An 11702-nucleotide genomic window follows, 5' to 3' on the forward strand; every position below is an offset into this window, starting at 1 on the left:
TACGCAATCACTCTTCTGCCCATTGTCTATACTACGCCTATAAGTTCTGAGGATATTCTCAGATAACCCAAGGTTCCGGAGGTGACATATGAAACGCAGAAACGCTTCGTTACTCGGTAATATACTGATGGGTTTAGGGTTGGTCGTCATGGTTGTCGGCGTCGGCTACTCCATTTTAAACCAGCTACCGCAGCTTGACCTGCCGCAGTTCTTCGCGCACGGCGCGATCCTCAGCATCTTCGTCGGCGCCGTTCTCTGGCTTGCCGGCGCGCGCGTCGGCGGTCATGAACAGGTCGGCGACAGGTACTGGTGGGTGCGCCACTACGACAAACGCTGTCGTCGCGACCAGCATCGCCACAGCTAGGCCAGTCCATTGCCTGCACCTGTCGCCAGGCGGGTGCAATTTTGTGAACTCATCCGCACTGCCGCCAGCCGCGATCTAACCGGCTGGCTGACTATGTTACTCCTGCTTATTTTACTCCCGCAACGGCCGTCCCGCTGATATTGTTGCCCCGTTGATAAATATGCGCTTGACCCTAACGTAACGTCAGGCGGCAGAGTTGTGCCACTGGCAGACAAAAGGAGCAGTCATGTTAATTCAGGTGGGGGAACTGGCGAAACGCGCCGGAATAACCGTCCGTACGCTACATCACTATGAACAAACCGGGCTGCTGACGCCTTCGGCCAGAAGCGCGGCGGGTTATCGGCTGTACGATGCGGCCGTTCAGCGGCTGCATATGATTAAGGCGCTGGCGCAGGCCGGGCTGGAACTCGCCGCTATTAAGGAGCATCTCGATCGCGGTTCGCTTTCGTTATCTGACCTGCTGGTGCAGCAAATTGCCACCCTTGATACGCAGCTGCGCACGATTTCAACGCTGCGCGAAAGGCTGGCGCTGCTGCGCGACGAGCTGGGTAGCGGGAATGAACCCGATCTGGAGTCCTGGCTACAGACCCTGGAGCTTATGAATATGTACGATCGTTGGTTTAGTCCGCAGGAGCTACAGGCGCTGCCGTTCGCAGAACAGGACGAGCAGCGCAATCAAATCTGGCAGGCGCTGGTCATTGAGGCGCAGCGGCTGATGGAGGAGCGCAGCCCGCCAGACTCGCCATCGGCGATGGCGCTGGCCACCCGCTGGATGGAGCGCCTGGAGCTTGATACCGCCGGGCGGCCTGAGTTTCTCACCCGCCTCAATGAGATGCACGCAGCGGAACCGCAAATGCGCGCGCAAACCGGGATTACGCCCGAGGTGGTGGACTACATTACCCACGCCTTTGCGCAAAGCAAGCTGGCGATCTGGGCGCGCTATTTGAACGCCGACGAGCTGGCGTTTACCCGTGAGCACTATTTCGATCGGCTGATGGAGTGGCCGGGGCTGGTATCGGCGCTGCATCAGGCCTGCGCTGAGCAGACCGAACCGGCATCCGAGGCCGGGCAAAAGCTGGCGCGGCAGTGGCTGACGCTGTTCCAGTCGTATGCCGGAACCAGCCCGCAGACCCAGCAAAAGTTTCGCCACGCGATGGAGCGCGAACCGCATCTGATGAAAGGGACGTGGATGACGCCGCCGGTGCTCAGCTGGCTCCAGCAGGCGATAGGAGTGATGATGCGGGCGTGAACGCCCGCATTCCGCTGTGGTTAAATATTCGCCAGCGCGGCGTTGCGATCGGGGTAGAAGCTCAGGCGTCCGGCAATGGGCTGGACTCCGGCGCGCGCCAGAGTGCGCAGCGGCTGAAATTCCAGATTAGACACCCGTAGCTCGCAGCCTTCCGGCAGCTTTTTCACGAAGCGCTGGAAGGCATCCAGGCCGCCGGCGTCCAGCACCGGCACCGCATCCCATTTCAGCACCACGATCCGCTTACCCTCAATCCGCGTTTCCAGATCGTTAAACAGCCCCTCGGCGGCGGCGAAGAACAGCGGGCCGATAACCCGCAGCACCAGCACGTCGTCGGGGACGTCTACGTTGACCGGAGCCAGGCGCGTCATGCGGGCGATACGGCGCATAAACAGCAGCGAAGCCAGCACGATACCGACGCTAATCGCAATGACCATATCAAACAGCACCGTCAGCGACATGCACAGCAGCATCACGATAATGTCGTCTTTCGGCGCATAGCGCAGCAGGTTCACGACCTTATGCGCTTCGCTCATATTCCACGCCACCATCAGCAGCAGCGCCGCCATCGCCGAAAGCGGCAGCCAGGAGAGCAGCGGGGCGAGGATCAGCAGCGCCATGATCACCAGCAGCGCATGGATCACCGCGGAGACCGGTGAGGTCGCCCCGGCGCGCACGTTTGCCGCCGAGCGGGCAATCGCCGCGGTCGCGGTAATGCCGCCGAAGAAAGGCGCGACGATATTGCCCAGACCCTGGCCAATCAGCTCGCTGTTCGCCTTATGCTTGGTGCCGGTCATACCATCCAGCACCACCGCGCACAGCAGCGACTCAATGGCGCCGAGCATAGCCATCGAGAACGCCGCCGGCAGCAGCGCCTGCAGCGAGGCCCAGCTGAGGGTGAAATCAGAGCCCGGCATATCCCAGGGCAGCACCAGCTGCGGCAGCAGCTGCGGAATGCCGCTTCCCTGACTGCCGTCGGCGAGCGTGTAGTGGAACTGAGAGCCGATGGTAGCGACCTGGTCGCCCAGCAGATTCACGACCACCATCACCGCGCAGCCCGCCAGCAGCGCGGGCAGGTGGCCGGGCAGGCGGATCCCGAGGCGCGGCCACATAATCAGGGTGCCGAGAGTGACGATCCCGATCGCCGCATCGCCAAGGTTGACGGTCGGCAGCGCCATGACCAGGGCGGCGACTTTCTGCAGGTAGTGCTCCGGCACGTGCGCCATCTGCAGGCCAAGAAAGTCCTTAATCTGCATGGTACCGATAGTAATACCGATACCTGAAGTAAATCCGAGGGTCACCGAGAGCGGGATATACTCAATTAGCCGCCCGAAGCGGGCCAGGCCGAAAAGAATTAAAAAAATACCGGACATTAGCGTCGCGACCAGCAGCCCGGAGAGGCCAAACTGTTGCGATACCGGATAAAGGATCACCACAAAGGCGGCGGTCGGGCCGGAAACGCTAAAGCGCGAGCCACCGGTCAGCGCGATGATGATCCCGGCGACGGCGGAGGTATAGAGTCCGTACTGCGGCGCGACGCCGCTGCCAATTGCCAGCGCCATCGCCAGCGGGATGGCGATAATCCCCACCGTTATCCCGGCAATCAGGTCGCGGGTGAAGCGCGAAAAGGTATATTTTTCTTTCCAGCAAGCGTCGATGAGGGCGCGGAAAGGCATCACGTGTGGGGAAAATAATCTATTCACGATAATGTTTCATCCATGGGCGCATCATCTGTCAACTAATATGGCAGGTGAAGGAGGCAATGGTCATACAAATTGGTTTAAGAGACAAAAAAACCCGCCTCAGCGGGTTTCTTTGGGCCAAGCTCGATTAATGCTCGAACATTGCAGAGATCGATTCTTCGTTGCTGATACGACGAATCGCTTCTGCCAGCATACCAGACAGCGTCAGGGTACGAACTTTTTCCAGGGCTTTGATTTCTGGCGCCAGCGGAATAGTATCGCAAACGACGAATTCATCAATCACCGAGTTTTTAATGTTCTGGATAGCGTTGCCGGAGAAAATCGGGTGAGTAGCGTAGGCGAAGACGCGTTTAGCGCCACGCTCTTTCAGCGCTTCTGCCGCCTTGCACAGCGTACCGCCGGTATCGATCATGTCGTCAACCATGACGCAGTCGCGGCCCGCCACGTCGCCGATGATATGCATCACCTGGGAGACGTTAGCGCGCGGACGACGTTTATCGATGATGGCCATATCGGTATCGTTCAGCAGCTTGGCGATAGCGCGGGCGCGCACGACGCCGCCGATGTCCGGAGAAACCACGATTGGGTTATCCAGGTTCAGCTGCAGCATATCTTCCAGCAGGATTGGGCTGCCGAATACGTTATCAACCGGAACGTCGAAGAAGCCCTGGATCTGTTCAGCGTGCAGGTCAACGGTCAGCACGCGGTCAACGCCAACGCTGGACAGGAAGTCCGCAACCACTTTAGCAGTGATTGGCACACGGGCGGAACGAACGCGGCGGTCCTGGCGAGCATAGCCGAAGTAAGGAATAACAGCGGTGATACGACCCGCCGAAGCGCGACGCAGGGCATCAACCATAACAACCAGTTCCATCAGGTTGTCGTTGGTGGGAGCACAAGTGGACTGGATGATGAAAATATCACCACCGCGTACGTTTTCATTGATTTGTACGCTGACTTCGCCGTCGCTAAAACGACCTACAGCGGCGTCGCCAAGAGAAGTGTACAGGCGGTTGGCAATACGTTGTGCTAGTTCCGGGGTGGCGTTACCAGCAAAAAGCTTCATATCAGGCACGAGAAGAACCTCAGGCATGCGTCCAGTGGTGGATGAAAAGGGCCAAAAACCGTGCGGCGGCGCCGTTCCATCCAGGCGGTGTATTTAAAGAGATCGATGCAACGTCTGGAACAGGGTGACGTTGTCACCGTAACTCAATTTGCCCGGCGTACTTATTTATTGCTCACGCTAAAACGGAGCAACTCAGAGTAGGGCTAGCCTGAGCGGCGAGATGTTAACTCCGCGCGCAACAAAGCCTTGTAGCCATTCCGGGGCTTTCTCCAGCACCTGACGAGCGGCAGATTCGGTGTCAAATTCAGCAAAGACACACGCTCCTGTGCCAGTCAGGCGCGACGGCGCATATTCTAACAGCCAGGAAAGCGCCGCATCAACCTCGCGAAAACGTTTTCTTGCGATAACCTCGCAATCATTGCGAAATTCACATTTTAGCAACGTATCTATTGACCTGATCGGGGTGTCTCGTGGTAGCTCGGGGTCGCGAAAGATGACCGGCGTAGGAATACTGACCCCAGGATGGGCGACGAGGTACCACTTTTCCTGCGGCTCGACCGGGGTGAGTATTTCGCCAATGCCTTCGGCAAAGGCCGCATGACCGCGGACGAAAACCGGCACATCGGCGCCGAGCTGCAGCCCGAGCGTTGCCAGCTGGTCTTCAGATAGCCCGCAGCCCCAGAGCTGGTTCAGCGCCACCAGCACCGTGGCGGCGTTGGACGAGCCGCCGCCCAGCCCGCCGCCCATCGGCAGGCGCTTCTCAATGCTGATATCGGCGCCGCTGCCGGATGGCAGGCGCCCGCGTTCTGCCGCCGCCCGCATCAGCAGCCTGGCGGCGCGAATAATCAAATTATCTTCATTCGCTACGCCATCCACCGGCGTCAGCAGGCGCAGCTCGCCGTCATCGCGCGCTTCAATGGTTAACGTATCGCCGTAGTCGAGAAACTGGAACAGCGTCTGCAGCTGGTGATAACCGTCGGCGCGCTGTCCGGTAATATATAGAAACAGATTCAGCTTCGCGGGAGAGGGCCAGCGGGTCATCATTTCACAATCCAGTTATCCATTTTCAGCTTGATGCGCTGACTGCCGTTGTTGAGCTCCATGTTGGCCGGCAGCGATGGCGTGGTATCGCTGGTATATCCGCCGTAGGTGACGCGCCAGGTTTTACCGTTTTGCGTATAGTTCAGGGTGCTCAAACGATACTGCTGATCGAGGGTGTAGTCGGTCGCATCCCCCGGCAGGCCGACGATCCACTGACGCAGGCTGTTCAGCGGGATCGGCATTCCGGTCAGACGGCCAATCATCTCTTCCGCGTCGGTTGCGGTATAGGTCTGACCCTTATTATCGATCAGCGTCACGCTACCCGGCTGCGCGGTCAGCGACAGCTCGGTGCTGCCCAGCGGGTTGGTCAGCAGCAGGCGGTAGCGATCCTGACCGGTCTGCTGCCAGAAGAAACGGGCGTAAACCTTTTGCTCGTCTGAAAGATAAGCAAAGGCGCCGCGGGTCTGGAACTGGCTAAGATTGCGGACATCCTGCTGGTGCTGGCGCCACTGCGGCGAGTCCGGGCTTTTAGCGGGGCCTTGCGGGGCGTTGAGCGTACAGGCGGTCAGGACCAGGCTTACCAGGGGCAACAGGCGGAGCAGTCGATTCATAATGATGACAAATCCTTGATGTCTACAGTGAAATCCGGCGAAGGGTGAATACGCACACGATTTGTGTAGCGGGTTACAATTCTAACCTTTAATGCTAGCGTTGCCCGGCGGTAGCGTCTACGTTCAAATTGTCTGAAATCAAAAAATTACCGTTAGTGGCTGTTACACCCTGGCTATTACTCCAAAAGGGGAGCGTCTCTTTTATTGATTCCGCGCATCCTGTATGATGCGCTCAGACTAACCTTAGCAACGCTGGTACTACTCCCTCACAATGACCCTTTTAGCTCTTGGCATTAATCACAAAACAGCTCCGGTAGCGCTGCGAGAACGCGTAACGTTTTCGCCGGACACGCTCGATGAGGCGCTGGAGAGCTTGCTGGCTCAGCCAATGGTGCAGGGAGGCGTGGTGCTGTCGACCTGCAACCGCACGGAGGCTCTATCTCAGCGTTGAGGAGCAGGATAATCTGCAGGAAGTGCTCATCCGCTGGCTGTGTGATTACCACCATCTTAATGAAGACGATCTGCGAAACAGCCTCTACTGGCACCAGGATAACGATGCGGTCAGCCATCTGATGCGCGTCGCCAGCGGCCTGGATTCGCTGGTGCTCGGCGAGCCGCAGATCCTCGGCCAGGTTAAAAAAGCTTTTGCTGATTCCAGCCGCGGACATCTCAACGTCAGCGAGCTGGAGCGGATGTTCCAGAAGTCATTCTCCGTTGCCAAGCGCGTGCGGACCGAGACGGACATTGGCGCCAGCGCGGTCTCCGTCGCGTTCGCCGCCTGTACGCTGGCGCGACAAATCTTCGAATCGCTCTCCAGCGTGACGGTGCTGCTGGTGGGCGCCGGGGAGACCATCGAACTGGTAGCCCGCCACCTGCGCGAGCACCACGTACGCAAAATGGTCATTGCCAACCGCACCCGTGAACGCGCCCAGGTGCTGGCGGATGAAGTCGGCGCTGAGGTTATCGCCCTGAGCGACATCGATGAACGGCTGAAAGACGCCGATATTATTATCACCTCCACCGCCAGCCCGCTGCCGATAATCGGCAAAGGGATGGTAGAACGTGCGCTGAAGGCGCGCCGCAATCAGCCGATGCTGCTGGTTGATATCGCGGTGCCCCGCGACGTCGAGCCCGAAGTCGGCAAGCTGGCGAACGCCTATCTCTACAGCGTCGACGACCTGCAAAACATCATTCAGCATAACCTGGCGCAGCGTAAAGCCGCCGCGGTACAGGCGGAATCGATCGTCGAGCAGGAAACCAGCGAATTTATGGCCTGGCTGCGCGCCCAGAGCGCGAGCGAGACCATCCGCGAATATCGCTCCCAGTCCGAACAGGTCCGCGAGGAGCTGACGCTAAAAGCGCTGGCGGCGCTGGAGCAGGGCGGCGATGCCCAGGAAATCATGCAGGACCTGGCGCGTAAGCTGACCAACCGCCTGATCCACGCGCCAACCAAATCTCTTCAGCAGGCTGCCCGTGACGGGGACGATGAACGCCTGCATATTCTGCGCAACAGCCTCGGGCTGGAATAGCGCCATTTCTCTCTTTTTTCAGGACAGGGTTAATTCACACCTATGAAGCCTTCTATTGTTGCCAAACTGGAAGCTCTGTACGAACGCCATGAGGAAGTTCAGGCGCTGCTGGGGGATGCGGCGACCATCGCCGATCAGGATCGGTTCCGCGCGCTGTCGCGCGAGTATGCGCAGCTGAGCGACGTTGCGCGCTGTTACACCGAATGGCGCCAGGTGCAGGATGATATTGAAACCGCGCAGATGATGCTCGACGATCCGGAGATGCGCGAAATGGCGCAGGAAGAGCTGCGCGACGCCAAAGATAAGAGCGAAGAGATGGAGCAGCAGACTGCAGGTTCTGCTGCTGCCGCAGGACCCGGACGATGAGCGTAACGCCTTTGTCGAAGTCCGCGCCGGTACCGGCGGGGACGAAGCGGCGCTGTTTGCCGGGGATCTGTTCCGCATGTACAGCCGCTATGCGGAAGCCCGCCGCTGGCGCGTGGAAATCCTCAGCGCCAACGAAGGCGAGCACGGCGGCTATAAAGAAGTGATCGCTAAAATCAGCGGCGACGGCGTTTACGGCCGGCTGAAGTTCGAGTCCGGCGGCCACCGCGTACAGCGCGTACCGGCGACCGAATCCCAGGGGCGTATCCATACTTCCGCCTGTACCGTTGCGGTGATGCCGGAGCTGCCGGAAGCCGAAATGCCGGACATCAACCCGGCCGATCTGCGTATCGACACCTTCCGCTCCTCCGGGGCGGGCGGGCAGCATGTTAACACCACCGATTCCGCGATTCGTATTACCCACTTGCCGACCGGCATCGTCGTGGAGTGCCAGGACGAACGCTCTCAGCACAAGAACAAAGCGAAAGCGCTGTCGGTGCTGGGTTCGCGCATCCGCGCCGCCGAAGTGGCCAAGCGTCAGCAGGCGGAAGCGTCAACCCGGCGTAACCTGCTGGGCAGCGGCGATCGTAGCGATCGTAACCGCACCTATAACTTCCCGCAGGGCCGCGTGACCGACCACCGCATCAACCTGACGCTCTACCGGCTGGATGAAACGATGGAAGGTAAGCTGGATATGCTCATTGAGCCGATTGTCCAGGAGTACCAGGCCGATCAGCTGGCGGCGCTTTCCGAGCAGGAATGATGATTTTTCAACGGTGGCTGGCGCAGGCGATTGCCCGGCTGAGCGACAGCGAAAGCCCGCGCCGCGATGCGGAGATCCTGCTGGGACACGTGACCGGCAGGGCGCGCACCTGGCTCCTCGCCTTTGGCGAAACGGCGCTGACTGACGACCAGCTGGCCGAGCTGGAGGCGCTGCTGAGCCGCCGTCAGCGCGGCGAGCCGATCGCGCACCTGGTCGGGCAGCGCGAATTCTGGTCGCTGCCGCTGCTGGTGTCGCCGGCGACCCTGATCCCGCGTCCGGACACCGAGTGTCTCGTCGAACAGGCGCTGGCGCGGCTGCCGGCGACGCCGTGTCGGATCCTCGATTTAGGCACCGGCACCGGCGCGATTGCGCTGGCGTTAGCCAGCGAGCGCCCGGACTGCCGGGTGACGGCGGTCGATTTTATGCCCGACGCCGCCGTGTTAGCCGCGCGCAACGCGGCTCAGCTCGGCATCACCAACGTGACGGTGCTGCAAAGCAACTGGTTCAGCGCGCTGGCGGGCCAGCAGTTTGAAATCATCGTCAGCAACCCGCCCTATATCGACGAAACCGACCCGCATCTTGCGCAGGGCGACGTTCGCTTCGAGCCGAAAACGGCGCTTGTCGCCGCCGATAACGGTCTGGCCGATCTGGCGCACATCGTTCGCGAAGGGCGCCGTTTCCTGACGCCTGATGGCTTAATGCTGCTGGAGCATGGCTGGCAGCAGGGCGCCGCGGTGCGCGAGCTGTTCCACGATGCGGGATATCTTGATGTCGTGACCTGCCGCGATTACGGCGATAACGACCGCCTGACGTTAGGACGTTTCCCGGCTATGGAGAGGAAGGTTGGCGTATGAATCTGTTTAACGCGGTGCTGTATCTGCATATCGCGGCGGTGGTCGCGTCGGTCAGCCTGTTCGCGTTACGCTACTGGTGGAGCTACAGCGGCAGCCCGTGGCTTAATCGACGCTGGGTGCGTATCGTCCCGCACTGCAGCGACACGCTATTATTTCTCAGCGGCGCCGGATTAATGGCAATAACGCACTATCTGCCGTTTACTGAAGAGGGCACATGGCTGACTGAGAAGCTGTTTGGCGTTATTATTTACATCGCATTGGGTTTTATCGCGCTGGGCCGTCGACGTCCGCGCAGCCAGCAGAGCAGGTTTATCGCTTTCCTGCTGGCTTTGGTGGTGTTGTTCATCATCATACAACTCGCCATCACAAGAACACCGTTACTGGGGTAAGTCATGAGGTCACTAGCTGATTTCGAATTTAATAAAGCGCCACTGTGCGATGGAATGGTCCTCATTTCTGAATTGATCCGCGACGACTTTCCAACAGGTTACGTGCAGGACGAGCTGGAGCGGCTGCTGAGCCTGGCGCAGGAGGAGATCGCAACCTCGTGGGATCAGGAGCGTCAGCTGGAGCGGCTGCTGGAGCTTTTCTATCATGAATGGGGCTTCAGCGACTCCCACGGCGTCTACCGGCTTTCCGATGCCCTGTGGATTGATAAAGTATTGATTAATCGTCAGGGGAGCGCCGCGTCGCTGGGGGCGATTGTGCTGTGGATTGCCCAGCGCATGGAGCTGCCGGTGGTGCCGGTGATTTTCCCGACGCAGATGCTGCTGCGCGCGGATCCTGAAACCAGCGAAGAGATGTGGCTAATTAACCCGTTCAACGGGGAAACGCTCAATGAGCACACCCTGGAAGTGTGGCTGAAGGGCAATATTAGCCCGGTAGCCGAGCTGTTCAACGAGGATCTTGATGAAGCGGATAACGCGGAAGTGATCCACAAGCTGCTCGACACTTTAAAATCGGCGCTGATGGAAGAGCGGCAGATGGAGCTGGCCCTGCGCGCCAGCGAAGCGCTGCTGCAGTTCAACCCGGAAGACCCGTACGAGATCCGCGATCGCGGGCTGATTTACGCCCAGCTCGAGTGCGACCACGTGGCGCTGCTGGATCTGAACTACTTCGTCGAACAGTGTCCTGAAGACCCGATCAGCGAAATGATCCGCGCGCAAATCAACACCATTTCGCACAAACAAATTACCTTGCATTAGTCGATATACGCGAAATACGCCGCGCTGAGGCGGCTTTTGAGGTATGACGCGTATTTATCTGGAATGATTCCGGTTACACCCTGATAAGGCGATCTTATGAAACAAAAAGTGGTTAGCATTGGTGATATCAACGTAGCAAACGACCTGCCTTTCGTCCTGTTTGGCGGTATGAACGTGCTGGAATCCCGCGATCTCGCGATGCGTATCTGCGAACACTACGTGACGGTGACGCAGAAGCTGGGCATTCCTTATGTGTTCAAAGCCTCTTTTGATAAAGCCAACCGTTCTTCCATCCACTCCTATCGCGGGCCGGGTCTGGAAGAGGGGATGAAGATTTTCCAGGAGCTGAAGCAGGCTTTCGGCGTGAAAATCATCACTGACGTTCATGAAGCCAGCCAGGCGCAGGCCGTGGCCGACGTGGTTGATGTGATTCAGCTGCCGGCGTTCCTCGCCCGCCAGACCGACCTGGTTGAAGCGATGGCGAAAACCGGCGCGGTGATCAACGTGAAAAAACCGCAGTTCGTGAGCCCGGGCCAGATGGGCAATATCGTCGATAAGTTCATTGAAGGCGGCAACGATCAGGTGATTCTCTGCGACCGCGGCGCTAACTTTGGCTACGACAACCTGGTGGTTGATATGCTGGGCTTTGGGGTGATGAAAAAAGCCTCCAACAACTCGCCGGTTATCTTTGACGTTACCCACGCGTTGCAGTGCCGCGACCCGTTTGGCGCCGCTTCCGGCGGTCGTCGGGCGCAGGTTGCTGAACTGGCGCGTGCCGGTATGGCGGTCGGTATCGCGGGTCTGTTTATTGAAGCGCACCCGGATCCGGATCATGCGAAATGCGACGGCCCGTCCGCGCTGCCGCTGGATAAGCTGGAGCCGTTCCTGAAGCAAATGAAGGCTATCGACGATCTGGTTAAAGGCTTTGACGAGCTGGATACCAGCAAGTAACGGCCC

The 11702-nt window shown here is 59.1% G+C and carries 10 protein-coding genes and 2 pseudogenes; 8 read left to right on the plus strand and 4 right to left on the minus strand.

Annotation, left to right across the window (positions count from 1 at the left end):
• Positions 1–88: 88 nt before the first annotated feature.
• Positions 89–364 (plus strand): stress-induced protein YchH, encoded by a 276-nt coding sequence (gene ychH / locus ABOC21_RS10040; RefSeq protein ID WP_346431313.1) that lies wholly within the window; start codon positions 89–91, stop codon positions 362–364.
• A 226-nt stretch (positions 365–590) separates the two neighbouring features.
• On the plus strand, positions 591–1613 hold the full coding sequence (locus ABOC21_RS10045) for a MerR family transcriptional regulator (RefSeq protein WP_426814442.1): 1023 nt from the start codon (positions 591–593) through the stop codon (positions 1611–1613).
• 20 nt (positions 1614–1633) lie between these two features.
• On the opposite strand, the gene dauA is transcribed toward ABOC21_RS10045, so the two are convergent.
• The 4 genes from dauA to lolB form a co-directional block, all read right to left on the minus strand.
• A complete protein-coding gene (gene dauA, locus ABOC21_RS10050) occupies positions 1634–3313 on the minus strand; it encodes a C4-dicarboxylic acid transporter DauA (RefSeq protein ID WP_426814443.1) in 1680 nt (559 codons plus the stop codon).
• A gap of 127 nt (positions 3314–3440) precedes the next feature.
• Entirely contained in the window at positions 3441–4388 is a 948-nt protein-coding gene (gene prs / locus ABOC21_RS10055; protein WP_004863536.1) for a ribose-phosphate diphosphokinase, read from the minus strand.
• A gap of 183 nt (positions 4389–4571) precedes the next feature.
• The gene (ispE, locus tag ABOC21_RS10060; protein WP_426815459.1) at positions 4572–5420 is read right to left on the minus strand and encodes a 4-(cytidine 5'-diphospho)-2-C-methyl-D-erythritol kinase; all 849 of its coding nucleotides are present in this window, start codon (positions 5418–5420) and stop codon (positions 4572–4574) included.
• A complete protein-coding gene (lolB, locus tag ABOC21_RS10065; RefSeq protein WP_426814444.1) occupies positions 5420–6031 on the minus strand; it encodes a lipoprotein insertase outer membrane protein LolB in 612 nt (203 codons plus the stop codon). The genes ispE and lolB overlap by 1 nt, the downstream gene beginning before the upstream one ends.
• A gap of 271 nt (positions 6032–6302) precedes the next feature.
• On the opposite strand from lolB, the pseudogene hemA reads away from it, so the two are divergent.
• From hemA to kdsA, 6 genes and pseudogenes are all read left to right on the plus strand, one after another.
• A pseudogene (gene hemA / locus ABOC21_RS10070) lies at positions 6303–7560 on the plus strand (glutamyl-tRNA reductase).
• 42 nt (positions 7561–7602) lie between these two features.
• A pseudogene (gene prfA, locus ABOC21_RS10075) lies at positions 7603–8686 on the plus strand (peptide chain release factor 1).
• Positions 8686–9540: a peptide chain release factor N(5)-glutamine methyltransferase gene (gene prmC / locus ABOC21_RS10080; protein ID WP_426815460.1), complete on the plus strand. Its 855-nt coding sequence runs from the start codon at positions 8686–8688 to the stop codon at positions 9538–9540. Before prfA ends, prmC begins: the two are co-directional and overlap by 1 nt.
• Complete coding sequence (gene sirB2, locus ABOC21_RS10085; RefSeq protein ID WP_426814445.1) at positions 9537–9929, plus strand: invasion regulator SirB2; 393 nt, start codon at positions 9537–9539, stop codon at positions 9927–9929. Before prmC ends, sirB2 begins: the two co-directional genes overlap by 4 nt.
• 3 nt (positions 9930–9932) lie before the next feature.
• Complete coding sequence (gene sirB1, locus ABOC21_RS10090; RefSeq protein WP_426814446.1) at positions 9933–10745, plus strand: invasion regulator SirB1; 813 nt, start codon at positions 9933–9935, stop codon at positions 10743–10745.
• A gap of 96 nt (positions 10746–10841) precedes the next feature.
• The gene (gene kdsA, locus ABOC21_RS10095) at positions 10842–11696 is read left to right on the plus strand and encodes a 3-deoxy-8-phosphooctulonate synthase (protein ID WP_095101974.1); all 855 of its coding nucleotides are present in this window, start codon (positions 10842–10844) and stop codon (positions 11694–11696) included.
• Positions 11697–11702: the final 6 nt, after the last annotated feature.

This window comes from Klebsiella sp. WOUb02 (assembly GCF_050058015.1).
GTDB lineage: Bacteria > Pseudomonadota > Gammaproteobacteria > Enterobacterales > Enterobacteriaceae > Klebsiella.

Bases quoted from the DNA above. Each gene is read 5' to 3' on its own strand.
- ychH (WP_346431313.1), top strand. From the start codon at position 89: ATGAAACGCAGAAACGCTTCGTTACTCGGTAATATACTGATGGGTTTA.
- ABOC21_RS10045 (WP_426814442.1), top strand. From the start codon at position 591: ATGTTAATTCAGGTGGGGGAACTGGCGAAACGCGCCGGAATAACCGTC.
- ispE (WP_426815459.1), bottom strand. From the start codon at position 5,420: ATGACCCGCTGGCCCTCTCCCGCGAAGCTGAATCTGTTTCTATATATT.
- lolB (WP_426814444.1), bottom strand. From the start codon at position 6,031: ATGAATCGACTGCTCCGCCTGTTGCCCCTGGTAAGCCTGGTCCTGACC.
- prmC (WP_426815460.1), top strand. From the start codon at position 8,686: ATGATTTTTCAACGGTGGCTGGCGCAGGCGATTGCCCGGCTGAGCGAC.
- sirB2 (WP_426814445.1), top strand. From the start codon at position 9,537: ATGAATCTGTTTAACGCGGTGCTGTATCTGCATATCGCGGCGGTGGTC.
- sirB1 (WP_426814446.1), top strand. From the start codon at position 9,933: ATGAGGTCACTAGCTGATTTCGAATTTAATAAAGCGCCACTGTGCGAT.
- kdsA (WP_095101974.1), top strand. From the start codon at position 10,842: ATGAAACAAAAAGTGGTTAGCATTGGTGATATCAACGTAGCAAACGAC.